Source organism: Amycolatopsis sp. 505, assembly GCF_031625235.1.
Taxonomy (GTDB): domain Bacteria; phylum Actinomycetota; class Actinomycetes; order Mycobacteriales; family Pseudonocardiaceae; genus Amycolatopsis.
Genome location: NZ_JACKQP010000011.1, coordinates 20238 through 37824, shown reverse-complemented (window position 1 = coordinate 37824; position 17587 = coordinate 20238). Strand labels below are relative to the sequence as shown.

Annotated in this window: 12 protein-coding genes; 9 read left to right on the top strand and 3 right to left on the bottom strand. The window is 70.2% G+C overall.

Annotated features, from left to right (window positions below; genetic code table 11):
* Window positions 1-17: 17 nt before the first annotated feature.
* The 3 genes from H5965_RS35560 to H5965_RS35550 all read right to left on the bottom strand — a co-directional run bounded on the left by H5965_RS35560 (window position 18) and on the right by H5965_RS35550 (window position 3253).
* On the bottom strand, window positions 18-1049 hold the full coding sequence (locus tag H5965_RS35560) for a LacI family DNA-binding transcriptional regulator (protein ID WP_310975753.1): 1032 nt from the start codon (window positions 1047-1049) through the stop codon (window positions 18-20).
* A 4-nt stretch (window positions 1050-1053) separates the two neighbouring features.
* Window positions 1054-2412, bottom strand: a complete 1359-nt coding sequence (locus H5965_RS35555; protein ID WP_396136974.1) for an RICIN domain-containing protein — start codon at window positions 2410-2412, stop codon at window positions 1054-1056.
* A 97-nt stretch (window positions 2413-2509) separates the two neighbouring features.
* Window positions 2510-3253: an FCD domain-containing protein gene (locus H5965_RS35550; protein ID WP_310975289.1), complete on the bottom strand. Its 744-nt coding sequence runs from the start codon at window positions 3251-3253 to the stop codon at window positions 2510-2512.
* 366 nt (window positions 3254-3619) lie between these two features.
* Here H5965_RS35550 and H5965_RS35545 point away from each other — a divergent pair, with 366 nt between their 5' ends.
* The 9 genes from H5965_RS35545 to H5965_RS35505 all read left to right on the top strand — a co-directional run bounded on the left by H5965_RS35545 (window position 3620) and on the right by H5965_RS35505 (window position 17568).
* Window positions 3620-5974, top strand: coding sequence for a ricin-type beta-trefoil lectin domain protein (locus tag H5965_RS35545; protein ID WP_310975288.1), 2355 nt, complete (start codon window positions 3620-3622; stop codon window positions 5972-5974).
* Window positions 5975-5993: 19 nt separating this feature from the next.
* Window positions 5994-7460, top strand: a complete 1467-nt coding sequence (locus H5965_RS35540; RefSeq protein ID WP_310975287.1) for an arabinofuranosidase catalytic domain-containing protein — start codon at window positions 5994-5996, stop codon at window positions 7458-7460.
* An 11-nt stretch (window positions 7461-7471) separates the two neighbouring features.
* Window positions 7472-9445, top strand: coding sequence for an alpha-L-fucosidase (locus H5965_RS35535; protein ID WP_310975286.1), 1974 nt, complete (start codon window positions 7472-7474; stop codon window positions 9443-9445).
* A gap of 23 nt (window positions 9446-9468) precedes the next feature.
* Window positions 9469-10554: a ricin-type beta-trefoil lectin domain protein gene (locus H5965_RS35530; protein WP_310975284.1), complete on the top strand. Its 1086-nt coding sequence runs from the start codon at window positions 9469-9471 to the stop codon at window positions 10552-10554.
* 153 nt (window positions 10555-10707) lie between these two features.
* On the top strand, window positions 10708-11454 hold the full coding sequence (locus tag H5965_RS35525; protein WP_310975283.1) for a GH12 family glycosyl hydrolase domain-containing protein: 747 nt from the start codon (window positions 10708-10710) through the stop codon (window positions 11452-11454).
* Window positions 11455-11621: 167 nt separating this feature from the next.
* Window positions 11622-12623: a cellulose binding domain-containing protein gene (locus H5965_RS35520; RefSeq protein ID WP_310975282.1), complete on the top strand. Its 1002-nt coding sequence runs from the start codon at window positions 11622-11624 to the stop codon at window positions 12621-12623.
* A 37-nt stretch (window positions 12624-12660) separates the two neighbouring features.
* Entirely contained in the window at window positions 12661-14049 is a 1389-nt protein-coding gene (locus H5965_RS35515; protein ID WP_310975281.1) for an endo-1,4-beta-xylanase, read from the top strand.
* 55 nt (window positions 14050-14104) lie between these two features.
* Window positions 14105-15436, top strand: a complete 1332-nt coding sequence (locus H5965_RS35510; protein ID WP_310975752.1) for a glycoside hydrolase family 43 protein — start codon at window positions 14105-14107, stop codon at window positions 15434-15436.
* 128 nt (window positions 15437-15564) lie between these two features.
* Entirely contained in the window at window positions 15565-17568 is a 2004-nt protein-coding gene (locus H5965_RS35505) for a family 43 glycosylhydrolase (protein WP_310975279.1), read from the top strand.
* Window positions 17569-17587 lie beyond the last annotated feature (19 nt).

Here is a 17587-nt window from a genome sequence, read left to right as displayed (position 1 = left end):
CCCGAATGGACATCGACTCAGGCCGACTTCCGCGGCACCAGCTCGGTGTCGAGCACGGTGCACCGGCGCGGGGCCGCGCCGTCGATCATCGCCAGCAGCTCGGCGGTCATCCGGGCGCCCATCTCCTCCACCGGCTGGCGCACGGTGGTGAGCGGCGGGTCGGTCCAGCTGCTGATCGGCAGGTCGTCGAACCCGACGAGGGCGACGTCGTCGGGCACCCGCCGGCCCGCGCGGCGAAGCGCGCGCAGCGCCCCGACCGCCATCATGTCCGAGGCCGCGAAGATGCCGTCGACGTCGGGACGGCGGGTGAGCAGCCGGGACGTCGCGTACTCGCCGGACGCCTGGCCGAAGTCGCCGCACACCACCAGCGTCTCGTCGTACCGGCCGGCCCGCATCATCGCCTGCCGGTAGCCGAGCAGCCGGTCCACGCCCGCGGTCATGTCCTGCGGCCCGGTCACGGTCGCCACCGTCTGGCGGCCGCCGTCGAGCAGCCGCTGGGTCGCCAGCCGGGCGCCGCCCTGGTTGTCGGCGTCCACGTACGGCAGCCGGCCCGCCCGGCCCGCGGCCTGGACCGGCCTCCCGCCGAACACCACCGGGATGCCGAGCCAGTCCAGGTCGAGCGGACGGCGGCCGTGCATGCCGACGACGAGCGCGCCGTCGACGTGCCCGCCGTCGAGGTACCGGACCACCGGCGACTGGTAGTCGTCGGTCGCCGGCACGGTGAGCAGCACCAGCTGCACCCCCACCGCGGTCAGCTCCCGGCCGACCCCCGCGGCGATCCGCGGGAAGTACGGGTCGGTGAACAGCCGCGGCACTTCCTCGCACACCACCAGGGCGATCGAGCCGGTGTGCCGCGCGCTGCTCGCCTTCGCCGCCCGCTGCCGGGCGTAGCCCAGCGCCAGCATCGCGGACTCCACCTGCTTGCGGCGTTCCGGGCTCACCCGCGGGAAGCCGTTGAGCACGCGGGAGGCCGTGGCGATGGACACCCCGGCCGCCCGCGCGACATCGGCCAGCGTGGGCCGGAACCCGGACGGTTCGGCGACGGTCACGGGCTCAGGCACGCTGGAGCTGGAACCGCTGGTTGGGGTTCCCGGTGAACGTCCACTGGGAGATCCGGGCGCCGTCGGCGGTCGACACGCCCCAGACGTCCAGCGCCAGGCCACTCAGCCGGTTGACCAGGCTCACCGCGCCGCTGCCCTGGTCGACGACCCGCCACTGCTGCGCGGTGGCGTTGGTGTCGGCCTGCTGGCTGATGTCCGCGCCGCTGTTGGCGTTCGCCGCCTGGAGCACCAGCCCGCTGTGGCGGGCCCGGACCCGGTAGTAGCCGTCACCGGAGTCGACGAAGTCGAACTGCTGGCTGAGCCCGCCGTTGGCCGACTCCTGCTCGATGAGCGCGCCGGCCGCCGTCGAGGCGCCGGTGATCCCGACGAGCTTGCTGCTGTGCTGGGCCGTCAGCTTGTAGTTCACGCCGGTCTGGACCGGCGGCGTCGGCGGGGTGCTGGTGCCGAACTGCGTGATGAACTTCCACACCTCGCCCGAGGTCCACGTCTGCCAGCCGCTGCCGCCGCCGTCCTTCGGACCCGGGTCGTGCCCGCCGTCGAAGGCGCCCCAGACGACCGGGTACCCGGCCCGGCAACCGGAGTAGGCGGTGACGATGTGGGTCCGGCTGCCGGCGGCGGGCTCCGGCGGGTTCTGCGGGGTGCAGCCGTTGTTGCGCACGAACTGGTCGCGCAGCGAGCGCCCGGAGGCGATGGGCAGGACGTTGTCGGCGATGCCGTGCATCCCGATGTAGGCGACCGGCTGGGTACCGCCGCTGCAGCCGCTGAGGTTCGCCCCGGAGTACACGGCGACCGCGCGGAACACGGTGGGCCGGGCGCAGGCGAGGGCGTAGCTCATGGCGCCGCCGTAGCTGAAGCCGCCGGCGAAGACCTGCGTGGTGTCGACGCACAACGCGGCCTCGACCTGCCGCAGCAGATCGTCGATGAAGGTGACGTCCTGGCCGCCCGGGTTGGCCCAGCCGTTGCCGTTTCCCTGCGGTGCCACGAAAATCGTGTTGTTGCCGGAGCTGTCGGCCAGCCGGCGCAGCCCGTAGTAGGACCAGTTGTAGCCGTCGGTGCCGCCCGAGTCGACGTCGTTCATCGTGCCGCCCCGCCAGTGCAGGCCCACGAACAGCCGGTAGGAGTGGTTGTTGTCGTAGTTGGCCGGCACCCGCAGGATGTAGCTGCGGTTCTGGCCGCCGCTGGAGATCGTGTGGTTGCCGCTCGCCAGCCCGGGTGCTTTCCCGCAGCCCGCGGTGCCGGCGGCCGCGGTGGCCGGGGCCGCGGCGGCCGGGGCGGCCTGCGCGGTTCCGCTCACTCCCAGCGCGAGCACGGCTCCGATCACGGCGGAGGCGAACAGGGCTCTCTTCAGCATCACACGGCTCCCTCTGTCTACGGACGTCGTCGTCCTCCCGGGCCTGGGAAGATCCCGGGAGCAGTAAGGTCCACAATGGAATGTCCGACGGGTGCGGTCACCGGCCGAAGAGCCGGCGCTGGATCTCCCGGCGGTAGTCCTCCAGGGTGTTGTCCAGGTGGACGCCGGCGGCGTGGGCCGCCGCGTCCGGATCGCCGTCCCGGATCGCCCGGAAGATCGCGGCGTGCTCGTCGACCGCGCCCGCCGCGTGCCCGCCGATCGCGCCGGACATCCCGATGATGTTCGACTGGCGTTGCAGGCGGCGGGCCTCGCCCACGGCCGCGACGAGGAACTGGTTGTGCGACGCGGCGGCGATCCCGGCGTGGAAGTCGTCGTCGCCCCGGTCGAACAGCGAGTACTGCCCGGTCAGGTGGCCGTGCCGGCAGGTCTCGGCGGCGGCCTCGATCGAGCGCAGCTCGGCGGGGGTGGCGTTGGCCGCGGCCAGGCGGCTGGCCGCGGTCTCCTGGATCCGGCGGAATTCGAAGAGCATGTAGACGTGGTCGAGATCGGCGGGCAGGAAGAACGCGCCCCAGCGGGACCCGCCGAGCATGCCCTCGTCGTCGGAGACATACAGCCCACGTCCTTTGTGCGCTCGCACCCGGCCGATGGCCGAGAGGATCTTGACGGCCTCCCGCACCATGGTCCGGCTCGTTCCCATCCGCGCCGCCAGCTCGTTCTCGGTCGGCATCCGGTCACCGGGCCGCAGTTCCAGTTCGGCGATCAGCCGCAGGATCTGCTCCGCCACCACTTCGTAGCCGGGGCGGTACGGGACAGGCGGTGCTACTTCCTCGTCACGGGTCACGCAATGAGTATGACTCAGCAACTCCGGACAGCACCTTACCTCGCTCACCCGCCACCCGGTCAATCTTTGTCAGGGCGGCCTGAAAATTACATCACCGGCACCGGGACGGAGCAATGGGCCTGATCCTTGCTTGACGCCAGGCAGGCGCGCTGTTCTCATGGATCACCGACACCACAACGGAAAACCCGCCGAGCACCCTCGAAACTTTCGAAAACCGGCGGACCTCCGCAGTGTCGGATGAGTCGTACACATCCTGCCCGGTTCGCCGTCGACCGGGGGCCGGCCGGCCCCGGGCCAGGCCCGCCGGACACTGGTTCGAGTACACAGTGGACGGTTGGGCCCAGCCCCGTCCCGGAGAGGCCCGTCATGCCGTCGCGCACCGCCGCCGCGCTCCTCACCGCCCTCGTGGTGACCGCGCTCGCCACCCCGTCCGCCCACGCGGCGACCGTCACCATCGCCGTCGCCCCGGACGGCAACGACACGAATCCCGGCACGCCCGCTCAGCCGGTGGCCACCCCGGCGAAGGCCCAGGAGCTGGCGCGCACCCAGGCGGCGGCCGGCAACGACGTCGTGGTGCAGCTCGCCGGCGGCACCTACCGGCTCTCCGCGCCGCTGCGGTTCACCAGCGCCGACTCGGCGCAGAACGGCCACACCGTCACCTGGCAGGCCGCCGCCGGCCAGAAGCCGGTCCTCTCCGGCGGCACGCAGGTCACCGGCTGGTCGGTGCAGGACGCCGGCCAGAACATCTGGGTGGCGTCCGTGCCGCAGGGCGCCGATTCCCGGCAGCTGTTCGTCGACGGCGCCCTGGCCCCGCGCGCCGGGATCACCATCTCCCGCAACGACGTGCAGTTCACCACGAGCGGGATGACCATCACCAACCCGGCGCTGAACTACCTGGCGACGCTGCCGCAGCAGAACCGGATCGAGGTGGAGAGCCAGAACTCCTTCACCGACCGGTACTCCCCCGTCGACCGGATCAGCGGGACGTCGATCGTCATGCAGCAGCCCGCGTGGAACAACAACAACTGGGGCTACGACACCCTCGCGAAGCCGTTCGGCGGCGGCCAGCTGTTCCTCGAGAACTCCTACTCGTTCCTGAAGAACACCGGCCAGTGGTACCTCGACCCGTCGGCCGGGAAGCTCTACTACAAGGCACCCGGCGGCTGGGTCCCCGGCAGCCACGACGTCGAGCTCCCGCGGCTGCAGTCGCTGCTGCAGATCGGCGGCAGCTACGACAACCCGGTGCGCGGCCTCGCCTTCAAGGGCCTGAACTTCGAGCACACCACCTGGCTCACGCCCAGCACGTCGGTCGGGTACGCGAACCAGCAGACCGGCACGTTCCTCCCGGCCGCCGCGTCGATGCCGGCCGACTTCCTGACCTCCTGCCAGTCGGGCTGCCGCCAGTTCGAAGGCGCCCGCAACAGCTGGGCCCAGGCGCCGGCCGCGGTCCAGGTCTCCGCCGCCACCGGGATCACCTTCAGCGGCAACACCTTCACCCACCTCGGCCAGGTGGCCCTCGGCATCGGCAACGACGCGAACGCGCACGCCACCGGCGTCGGCCTGGGCGCGTCGTCGATCACCGTGGACCACAACACCTTCACCGAGAACTCCGGCGGCGGCGTGATCGTCGGCGGCGTGCGTCCCGACGCCCACCACCCGTCGAACCCGGCGATGCTGAACAAGGACGTCACCATCTCGTACAACACGGTGAGCCGGGTCGCTCTGGACTACCGCGAGATGGCCGGCATCCTCTCGACCTACGCGGCGCACACCGTGATCACGCACAACGACGTCTCGAACCTGACCTACGACGGCATCGACGTCGGCTGGGGCTGGGGTGCCAACGACCAGGGCGGCAGCCAGGACTACCGCAACCGCGGCCTGTACGACTACCAGCCCGTGTACTCGACGCCGACCACGCTGCGGGACACCGTCGTCAGCTACAACCGGGTGCACGGCACGAAGAAGCTGATGCACGACGGCGGCAGCATCTACAACCTCTCCGCCAACCCGGGCAGCTCGATCGACCACAACTACATCTACGACAACAACCGCACGGTCGGCCTGTACCTCGACGAAGGCTCCCGGTACGTGAGCGTCTCGGCCAACGTGATCCAGGACTCCGGCGTCTGGGCCTTCACCAACGCCAACGGCAGCAACAACACCAACGACAGCACCTTCAGCGGGAACTGGTACAACGGCGGCGCGACCCAGGTGGCCACCGGTTCGCCGCACAACAACGTCCTGACCGGGAACGTCCAGGTCAGCGGCACGAACTGGCCGTCGGGCGCCCAGCAGGTGATCGCCGCCGCCGGCACCGGCGACGGCACCACGCCGGCCGCGAGCCCGGTCCGCGCGCTCGGCAAGTGCCTGGACGTCAGCGGCGTCTCCACCACGCCCGGCACCGCGGTCCAGCTCTGGGACTGCAACGGCGGTACCAACCAGGCCTGGACCCGCAGCGGCACCGGTGAGCTGACCGTCTACACCGGCACGCGGTGCCTCGACGCCAGCGGCCAGGGAACCAGCCCCGGCACCAAGATCGTCATCTGGAACTGCAACGGCCAGGGCAACCAGCGGTGGCAGGTCAACGCGAACGGCAGCATCACCGGTGTGCAGTCCGGGCTGTGCCTCGACGTGACCGGGTCCTCGACCGCGAACGGCACGCTGATCCAGCTGGCCACCTGCACCGGCGCGACCAACCAGAAGTGGACTCTCGGCTGACGAACAGAGGAGTTCGGCCATGGTCTCCCGCAAGCTGCTCAGAACCCTCCAGGCCGCGGTGGCGGCCGCCGTCCTGGCGACCGGCGCGGTGGCCGCGACGGGCGCCGCGGCCCACGCCGCCACGCAGGAAGCGTGCGACCTCTACGCCGCCGGCGGCACCCCGTGCGTCACGGCGCACAGCACCACCCGCGCCCTGTTCGGGGCGTACAACGGCCCGCTGTACCAAATCCAGCGGGCGTCGGACCAGCGGTTCCTCGACGTCGGCCTGCTGACGGCGGGCGGGGTCGCGGACTCGGCCCCGCAGGTGTCGTTCTGCGCCGGCACCCGATGCACGGTCACGAAGATCTACGACCAGACCGCCAACCACAACGACCTGCCGATCTCGTGGGGCGGGTTCTGGAAGGGCCCCGGCCCGAACGGGTCGGACATCGGCGCGGACGCGATGGCCCTGCCGGTCACCGTCGGCGGGCACCCGGTGTTCGGGATCAAGGTCACCCAGGGTGTCGGCTACCGGATCGACAACGCCAAGGGCGCGCCGGTCGGGGCCCAGCCGGAGGGGATCTACATGATCACCTCGTCGAACTACGTCAACCAGTGGTGCTGCTTCGACTACGGCAGCGGCGAGGTCTCCCACAACGACACCGGCAACGCCACCATGAACGCCATCTACTGGGGCACCGCCTGCTGGTTCAACGGCTGCACCGGCACCGGCCCGTGGGTCGAGGCCGACCTGGAGAACGGCATGTACCACACCGGGTCCGGCTCCAACAAGGATCCGAACAACCCCGGGGTGCACCACCCGTTCGTCAGCGCGTGGCTGAAGAACAACGGCACCACGAACTTCACCCTGAAGTACGGCGACGCGACCAGCGGCAGCCTCACCACGCCGTACTCGGGCGGCCTGCCGCGCGGCTACTCGCCGATGAAGCTGGAGCCGTCGATCCTGCTGGGCACCGGTGGCGACAACAGCGTCTCCGGCGTCGGCGAATTCTTCGAAGGGGCCGTGACCAGCGGTTTCCCGACCGACGCCACCGAGAACGCGGTGCAGGCCAGCGTGATCGCGGCCGGGTACGGCAACGGCGGCAGCACGAACACCGGCGCCGTGCACGCGGTCGGCGCGAACAAGTGCCTGGACGTCAACGGCGTCTCCACCACGCCCGGCACCGCGGTCCAGATCTGGGACTGCAACGGCGGCACGAACCAGACGTGGACGCGCACCGGCGCCGGCGAGCTGAACGTCTACAGCGGCGGCAACCTCCGCTGCCTCGACGCCTCCGGCAAGGGCACCACGCCCGGCACCAAGGTCATCATCTGGAACTGCAACGGGCAGAACAACCAGCAGTGGACGTTCAACGCGAACGGGACGGTCACCGGGGTCCAATCCGGACTCTGCCTCGACGTCACCGGCGCCGGGACCGCGAACGGCACGCCGGTCCAGCTGGCCGGCTGCACCGGCGCGAACAACCAGAAGTGGTCCCTGAGCTGAAAGGTCGCCTCATGTCCTCGTTCGAGCTGTCGCGGCGCCGGCTGATCGTGGTGGCCGGGGCCGCCGCGGCCGCCGGTGTGGTCCGCGTCCCCGCCGGGTGGGCCACCGAAGGCCCGAGCAGCTACACGCCGAGCTGGTCGTCGGTCGACCAGCACCCGCCCGCGCCGGAGTGGTTCCAGGACGCCAAGTTCGGCATCTACTACCACTGGGGCGTCTTCAGCGTCCCGGCGTTCGGCAACGAGTGGTACCCGCGCAACATGTACATCGGCGGGTCCAACGAGAACAACCACCACAAGCAGGTGTTCGGCGACCCGTCGGCGTGGCCGTACCAGAACTTCATCAACGGCGCCCGCGACAAGGCCGGCAACTGGGTCCAGTTCGCGCCGAAGCTCAAGTCGGCGGGCGGCAGCTTCGACCCGGCCGAGTGGGCCCAGCTCTTCGCCGACGCCGGCGCGAAGTTCGCCGGCCCGGTCGCCGAGCACCACGACGGCTACTCGATGTGGAACAGCAGCGCCAACGAGTGGAACTCGGTCAAGACCGGGCCCAAGCTCGACCTGCTGCGGCTGCACGCGGACGCCATCCGCGCGAAGGGCCTGAAGCTGCTGACCGCGCTGCACCACGCGTACCACTTCACCGGCTACTACGACCACGTGCCGGCCCAGTCCACCGACTCGCTGCGCCGCCTCTTCGGCCAGAACGGCACGCAGGCGGAGAACCAGCTCTGGTTCGACAAGCTCCGGGAGGTCGTCGACGGCTACCAGCCCGACCTCGTGTACCAGGACTTCAACCTGACCCAGGTCGCCGAGGCGCAGCGGCTGAACTTCCTGTCGCGGTACTACAACCAGGCGGTGGCCTGGAACAAGGACGTCGTCGCCACCTACAAGGACGGGTTCAACAACCGCGGGGAGGTCTTCGACTTCGAACGCGGCGGGCCCGGCGACCTGCTGAGCCCCTACTGGATGACCGACGACAGCATCTCCAGCTCCAGCTGGTGCTACACCAGCGGCATCGGCTACTACTCGATGAAGGCCATCCTGCACTCGCTGCTGGACCGGGTCAGCAAGAACGGCACCATGCTGCTGAACATCGCCCCGATGGCCGACGGCACCATCCCGTCCGGGCAGCGCACGATCCTGCTCGGCATCGGCAACTACCTCAAGCGCTTCGGCGAATCCGTCTACGGCACCCGCGCGTGGGCGGTCTACGGCGAGGGGCCGACGAAGATGGGCGGCGGCTCGTTCACCACGCCGGTGGAGGGAACCCGGACCGACGTCCGGTTCACCCGCAGCAAGGACAACACGGTGCTGTACGCGACCGTGCTGGGCTGGCCCGGGAGCACCTTCCCGATCACGACGCTGAGTTCGAGCCGGATCAACCTGAGCAACCTCGTGTCGGCCCAGCTGCTGGGTCCGGACGCCGGGGCCGCCACCACCCTGCCCGCCCCCGTCCAGGACGCTTCCGCGTTGCGCGTCCAGCTGCCCTCGGCCAACCCGCCGTTCGACGCGCCGGCGTACGTGGTGAAACTGACCTTCTCCGGCCAGATCCCCACCCCCGGCTCCGGTCCCCTGCCGACCGGCTGGGCCCGGATCGCCAACGTCACCACCGGTCTCGTGCTGGACAGCGGCGGCACCGTCGCCGCCGGGTCCCCGCTCAAGCAGTGGAACTGGGACGGCAGCACGAACCTGCAGTGGCAGCTGACCGACGCGGGCGGCGGGTACGTCCGGATCGTCAACCGCACCAACGGGATGGTCGCCGACAGCCGCGGCAACACCGCCAACGGCGCCACCTGCGCGCAGACGGCGTGGACCGGCGCCACCAGCCAGCAGTGGAAGCTGACCGGCCTGGGCAACGGCCGGTACCAGATCGTCAACCGCGCCACCGGCACCGCGCTCGACGGCATGGGCAGCACGGCCGCCGGCTCGAGCGTGGGCCTCTGGACGCCCAACAGCAGCACGAACAACCAGTGGACCATCACCGGCGTGTGACGGCCGAGCAGCGAGGAGACGAGATGCGAACACGGCTCAGGTGGCTCGCCGCGGCGGTGGCGGTCCTGGCCGGCACCCTGCTGCCGGGCACCGCCGCCGCCGAATCGAACGGCGGGGTCCGGGTCATGCCCCTGGGCGACTCCATCACCGAGGGCACCCAAGTGCCGGGCGGGTACCGGATCGGGCTCTGGCAGCGGGTCACCGCGGGCGGGTACCAGGTGGACTTCGTCGGCTCGCAGTTCAACGGGCCGGCGTCCCTCGGCGACCACGACCACGAAGGCCACCCGGGCTGGCGCATCGACCAGATCGACGCGAACATCACCGGCTGGCTGCGCACCAGCAGCCCGCACACGGTCCTGCTGCACATCGGCACCAACGACATCCTGCAGAACTACAACGTCTCGGGCGCACCGGGCCGCCTGTCCGCCCTGGTCGACCACATCACGGGGGCGGTGCCGGACGCCGAGGTCTTCGTCGCGACGATCATCCCGATCGCCAACAGCGGGCAGGAGGCGGCGGCCCGCACGTTCAACGCCACGATCCCCGGAATGGTGCAGAGCAAGCAGAACGCCGGCAAGCACGTGCACCTGGTGGACATGCACGCCGCGCTGACCGCCGCCGACCTGATCGACGGCGTCCACCCGACGGCCACCGGCTACGACAAGATGGCCGCGGTCTGGTACGCGGCCCTGCAGGCGGTCCCGGGCAGCATCGGCACCCCCGGGCAATCCTCGGCGAAGCAGCTCGTCGGCACGCAGTCGGGCCGGTGCGCGGACGTCCCGAGCACCGCGGACGGCACCCCGGTGCAGCTGGCCGACTGCGCCGGAGCGCCGTGGACGCCCACCGGCAAGCAGCTGACGACCGCGGGGAACAAGTGCCTGGACGCGTCCGGGCAGGGCACCGCCGACGGGACCCCGGTGATCATCTGGACCTGCTCCGGTCAGGCCAACCAGCAGTGGAACGTCAACGCCGACGGCACGATCACCGGGGTGCAGTCCGGCCGGTGCCTCGACGCGACCGGACAGGGCACCACGGCCGGGACCAAGCTGATCCTGTGGTCCTGCCACGGGCAGGCGAACCAGAAATGGACGCTGCGGGCGGGCGGCTGACCGGCCCGTTTTCCGGTGCCCGTGGGCCCGGAAAACGCATTCGGTCAATCGATCACGGCCATCCTCTTTGCTCCGGCCGCCCGCTGTGGTTATATCAAAGGCGATTACGCTGAGAGCGCTCCCAGAAAACGCCACGACGACGTGGAGGAGATCATGAAACTGAGGAACGCCCTGTCCGCGGCTCTGCTCGCCGCGGCGAGCGTGGCGGCACCCGTCGCCGTCGCCCCGGCCGCGCACGCGGACACCCTGATCTGCGACCAGTACGGCACGACCACCATCGGCGGCCGGTACGTCGTGATGAACAACCGGTGGGGCAGCAGCGCGCAGCAGTGCATCAACGTCACCGGCAGCGGGTTCCGGATCCAGACCCAGCAGGGATCCACCAGCGGCGGCGCGCCGCTGTCCTACCCGGCGGTCTACCTCGGGTGCCACTACGCGAACTGCTCCCCCGGCTCGCCCCTGCCCCGGCAGCTCAGCCGGATCGGCAGCGTGCCGTCGTCGATCTCCTACACCTACGCCGGCGGCGTCTTCGACGCCTCCTACGACATCTGGCTCGACCCGACGCCGAAGACCAACGGGGTCAACCAGATGGAGATCATGATCTGGTTCAACCGCACCGGCGGGGTCCAGCCGGTCGGCGGCCGGGTCGGCACCACCAGCATCGGCGGGCGCGGCTGGGAAGTGTGGCAGGGCAACAACGGCGGCAACGACGTGGTGTCCTACGTGGCCCAGTCCACCCTCTCGGGCTGGTCGTTCAACGTGCTGGACTTCGTCAACGACGTCGACAACCGCACCCGCGTCGACCGGTCCTGGTACCTCACCAGCATCCAGGCCGGGTTCGAGCCGTGGAGCGGCGGTGTCGGCCTCGCGGTCAACTCGTTCTCCGCGAGCGTGAACTAGGCGAACCGGTGGCCGGGCACCCGGAGGCGCCCGGCCACCCCGGGATTTCGCCCGCCGACTGTTAGCGCTAACGCCCGCCGGGGAATTCCGGAACCCGGCGGCACGGAAAGTTTCGGAAACCAGCCGAAATGTCAATTACCGCGATCCGCGGCCACGAAGGATCACCGATGAAACTCGCCCACTTCTTCGCCGGCGTGCTGGCGGCCTGTGCCGCGTTGATCGTCGTTCCCGGCACCGCGGCGGCCGCCACGGTGCCGATCATGCCGCTCGGGGATTCGATCACCCAGGGCGGCTCGATCGGCGGCTACCGCCTCGACCTCGGCGCGAAACTGCGGGCCGACGGGCGCTTGATCGACTTCGTCGGCTCGCTGGCCGACGGGCCGTCGAGCATGCCCGACCGCAACCACGAGGGCCACCCGGGCTGGACCATCGCGCAGGTCGACGCGAACGTCACCGGCTGGCTCAACACCTACCGGCCGCGCACGATCCTGCTGCACATCGGCACCAACGACATGTACGGCAGCGATCCGGCCGGCGCGCCGCGGCGGCTGTCGGCCCTGGTCGACCGGATCACGAACCTGGTCCCGAACGCCGACGTCTTCGTCGCCACCATCATCCCGATCCGGTTCGCCGATCAGACCGTCCGCACCTTCAACGCGGCGATCGCCCCGGACATGCGGGCCAAGGCCGCCGCCGGCAAGCGCGTGCACCTGGTCGACATGTACCCCTCGGTCGCCATCGCGGACCTGCCCGACGGCATCCACCCCAACGCGGCCGGCTACAGCAAGATGGCCACCACCTGGTACAACGCGCTCAAAGCGATCCCGGGCAGCATCGGCGGGGACGACCCGCCGCCCCCGACCGGCGACGGCGCGTGCACCGCGACCCCGCGGGTCGTGGGCAGCTGGAACGGCGGCTTCCAGGGCGAAGTGACCGTCGCCAACACCGGCACCGCGGCCTTCACGGGCTGGACCGCGAAGTTCGCCCTGCCCGCCGGTCAGAGCATCACCCAGATCTGGGGCGGCACCGCGACCGGCACCGGTGCGATGACCGTGCAGAACGTCTCCTACAACGGCGCGCTCGGCGCCGGTGCCTCGACGACCTTCGGGTTCCTCGTGTCCGGTCCCGGCACCGCGAGCCTCGGCCCGGCCACGTGCACCAGCCCGTGACCCGAACTCCCGCAGCCCACGAATGAAGGTGTGAAAGATGAAGATGACATCGCGGTCATTCTCCCGAGCCGCGCTGGCTTCGGCGTTCCTGGCGACGTCGCTCGGGGTCTCGCTGGTGCTCGCCAACGCCGCCGACGGCGCGGCCTCCACGCTCGGCGCGGCGGCGGCCCAGTCCGGCCGGTACTTCGGCGCCGCCGTCGCGGCCGGCAAGCTCGGCGACTCGACCTACGTGAACATCCTGAACCGCGAGTTCAACATGGTCACCGCCGAGAACGAGATGAAGTGGGACGCCACCGAGCCCAACCGCGGGCAGTTCAGCTACGGCAACGGCGACCGGATCCTCAACCAGGCGACCGGCAACGGCAAGCGGATGCGCGGGCACGCGCTGCTGTGGTACCAGCAGGAACCGGGCTGGGCGCAGCGCATGGAAGGCTCCGACCTGCGCTCGGCCATGATGAACCACGTCACCCAGGTCGCCACCCACTACAAGGGCAAGATCTACGCCTGGGACGTCGTCAACGAGGCGTTCGCCGACGGCGGTAGCGGCGGGCGCCGCGACTCGAACCTGCAGCGCACCGGCAACGACTGGATCGAAGCGGCCTTCCGCGCCGCGCGGGCCGCCGACCCGGGCGCGAAGCTCTGCTACAACGACTACAACACCGACGGCGTCAACGCCAAGAGCACCGGCATCTACAACATGGTGAAGGACTTCAAGGCCCGCGGCGTCCCGATCGACTGCGTCGGCTTCCAGTCCCACCTCTCCGGCAACCCGCCCGGTGACTACCAGGCCAACCTGCAGCGGTTCGCCGACCTCGGTGTCGAGGTCCAGATCACCGAGCTCGACATCTCCGGTTCGAACCAGGCCAACGCCTACGCCGCGGTCACCCGCGCCTGCATGGCCGTCGCCCGCTGCGCCGGCATCACGACCTGGGGCATCCGCGACACCGACTCCTGGCGCACCGGGGAGAACCCGCTGCTGTTCGACGGCAACGGCAACAAGAAGGCCGCCTACAACAGCGTCCTCGACGCGCTGAACGCGGCCACCCCGACCACGCCCACCACCCCGACGACGCCGACCACCCCCACCACGCCGACGACCCCGACCACGCCCACGACGCCGACCACGCCGAACCCGGGCGGCTGCACCGCCTCGGTGTCGCTGAACTCCTGGAACGGCGGCTTCGTGGCCACGGTCAAGGTCACCGCGGGCGGCTCCGGGCTCACCGGCTGGCGGGTGACGACGAACCTGCCCGGCGGCGCGGCCGTGACCAACGGCTGGAGCGCCACCAACACCGGCACGAGCGGCAGTGTCACCTGGGCCAACGTCTCCTACAACGGCAGTGTCGCGGCCGGGCAGTCGACCGAGTTCGGCTTCCAGGGCACCGGCAGCGCCGAAGGCATCACCACCACCTGCTCCGCGAGCTGATCCCCCGCGACGAACGGAGACCATCGTGCACCACCGAAAGCGCGTACTCGCCTGGATGACCGCGGCCCTGTGCGCGATGGCGCTCCTGCCCGGCACCGCGCACGCCGACAACCCGATCGTGCAGCACATCTACACCGCCGACCCGGCCCCGCTGGTGCACAACGGCCGCGTCTACCTCTACACCGGGCACGACGAGGACGGCTCGACCTACTTCACCATGAAGGACTGGCGGGTCTGGTCGTCGGCGGACATGGTCAACTGGACCGACCACGGCTCGCCGATGAGCCTCGCGACGTTCAGCTGGGCCAAGCAGGACGCGTGGGCCGGGCAAGCCGTCGAACGCAACGGCAAGTTCTACTGGTACGTCCCGGTGGTCAACCGGGCGACCGGCCGGATGGCCATCGGCGTCGGCGTCGCGGACAGCCCCACCGGGCCGTTCCGCGACGCCATCGGCCGCCCGCTCGTCGAAAACGGCGAGATCGACCCGACCGTCTTCATCGACGACAACGGCCAGGCGTACCTGTACTGGGGCAACCCGAACCTGTCGTACGTGCGGCTCAACACCGACATGACGTCGTACTCGGGCGGGATCAACCAGATCCCGCTCACCACGGCCGGGTTCGGCACCCGCCCGAACGGCGGCAACCGCCCGACGCTGTACGAAGAAGGCCCCTGGGTCTACAAGCGCAACGGCACGTACTACAACGTGTTCGCGGCCAAGTGCTGCTCGGAGTTCATCGCCTACTCCACCGCGCCCGGCCCGACCGGCCCGTGGACATACCGCGGCACGGTGATGCCCACGCAGGGCAGCAGTTTCACCAACCACCCGGGGATCATCGACTACAAGGGCAGCTCGTACTTCTTCTACCACAACGGCGCTCTGCCGGGCGGGGGCGGCTACACCCGCTCGGTCTCGGTGGAGAAGTTCGCCTACAACGCCGACGGCAGCATCCCCACCATCACCATGACCACGAACGGGCCGCCGCCGGCCGACACGCTCGACCCCTACACCCGGCAGGAAGCGGAAACCATCAACCGGGAAGCGGGGATCGAGACCGAGCCGGCGTCCGAAGGCGGCATGAACATCGGCTGGATCGAGAACGGCGACAACGTCAAGGTCCGCAACGTCGCCTTCGGTGCGGGCGCCAAGACGTTCACCGCCCGGGTCGCCTCGGCGGGCTCCGGCGGCACGATCGAGGTCCGGCTGGGCAGTGCCACCGGCACGGTGGTGGGCCGCTGCACGGTGCCCGCCACCGGCGGCTGGCAGACGTGGACGTCGGTGTCCTGCCCGGTCAGCGGCGTCACCGGCACGCAGGACCTGGTCCTGCGTTTCACCGGCGGCAGCGGCTACCTCTTCAACGTCAACTGGTGGCAGTTCACCGCCTGATCCCCCACCGCGAAGGGAACCGATGTCCACACCCGCTCGGCCCTGGCGGCGGCGACCGCGGTCGTCGCCGGCGCCAGGCCGGGCTGCTCACCCCGATGAACTCCCCTGCTGATGCTGAAAGGACAGACGTGGTGTCACGCCGACGATCCCGGGCGGCCGTCTCGGCCCTGCTCGCCGCGACCGGCCTCGCCGGCGCGGTCCTGGTGGCCACCCCGGCCGCGCACGCCGCGGCCGGGTGCTCGGTCACCTACACGAAGACGTCCGAATGGCAGGGCGGCTTCGGCGCGTCCGTGTCGATCACCAACCTCGGTGACGCGGTCGACGGGTGGACGCTGACCTGGTTGTTCACCTCCGGTCAGCAGGTCGGCCAGCACTGGAACGCGACGATCACCCAGTCCGGGGCCACCGTCAGCGCGAAGAACGTCTCCTACAACGCGGCCATCCCCACCGGCGGCAAGGCGGAGTTCGGCTTCAACGGCTCGTTCACCTCGGCCAACGCGACCCCGTCGGAGTTCCGGCTCAACGGCACCCTCTGCACCGGCGGGGTCGAGCCCACGGCCCCGTCCACGCCGACGACGCCGACCACGCCCACCACCCCGACGACCCCCACCACCACGACCACCCCGAACCAGCCCACCACCTTCACGAACCCGGTGCTGTGGCAGGACTTCGCCGACGTCGACATCATCCGCGTCGGCAACGCCTACTACTACTCCGCCTCGACGATGCACTACTCCCCCGGCGCGCCGATCCTGCGGTCCTACGACCTGGTGAACTGGGAGTTCGCCGGTCACTCCGTGCCCAAGCTGGACTTCGGCGCGAAGTACGACATGAGCGGCGGGCGCGGGTACGTCCGCGGCATCTGGGCGTCGTTCTTCAACCACCGCGCCAGCAACGACACGTACTACTGGGGCGGCTGCATCGACTTCGCCAAGACCTACATCTACACCGCCACCGCGGTGGACGGGCAGTGGTCGAAGCACACCACGATCGACAAGTGCTACTACGACGCGGGCATGCTCGTGGACGACGACGACACGATGTACGTCGCCTACGGCAACACCACCCTCAGCGTCGCCCAGCTCTCCAAGGACGGGAAGACCGAAGTCCGCTCGCAGCAGGTCTTCCAGACGCCGTCGAACATCGGCACGCTCGAAGGCTCCCGGTTCTACAAGCGCAACGGCAGCTACTACATCTTCGTGACCCGCCCGGCCAACGGCCAGTACATCCTCAAGGCGAGCAGCCCCTGGGGGCCGTACACCATCCAGCAGGTGCTGCTGGACCTGCCGGGCCCGATCTCCGGCGGCGGAGTCCCGCACCAGGGCGGCCTGGTGCAGACGCAGAACGGCGACTGGTACTACCTGGCCTTCGTCGACGCCTACCCCGGCGGCCGCGTCCCCGCGCTCGCCCCGGTCACCTGGACGGCCGACGGCTGGCCGAAGCTCCAGACGGTCAACGGCCGGTGGGGCACGACCTACCCGAAGCCGAACCTGCCACCGCCGCCGCGGCAGGTCGAGCCGATGACCGGCACCGACACCTTCCCCGGCCCGGGGCTGAGCCCGCAGTGGGAATGGAACCACAACCCCGACACCACGAAGTTCTCGGTGAGCAACGGCCTCAAGCTGTCGACGGCGACGGTGACGAACGACCTGTACTCCGCCCGCAACACCGTGACCCGGCGGATCCAGGGGCCCACCTCCACTGGCACCGCCACGCTCGATCTGACGTCGATGCGCGACGGCGACCGGACCGGGCTGGCGATGCTGCGCGACTCCTCGGCGTGGATCGGCGTCAAACGCGACGGCGGCCGCAACCGGGTGGTGATGGTCAACGGCCTGACCATGGACGGCAACTGGAACACCACCGGCACCGGGACGGAGGTGGCGAGCGCCGCCCTCTCGGGCAGCAAGATCTGGTTGCGCGCCAACGCCGACATCCGTCCCGGCACCGGCCGCCAGGCCCGGTTCTCCTACAGCACCGACGGGGTGAACTTCACGCCGCTGGGCACGGCGTTCACCTTGAACAACACCTGGCAGTTCTTCATGGGTTACCGGTTCGCCGTCTTCAACCACGCCACCCAGGCGCTCGGCGGCTCGGTCACCCTCCAGCGGTTCGACCTGACGGCGCCATAGCGGACGCACTTCGCCGGCC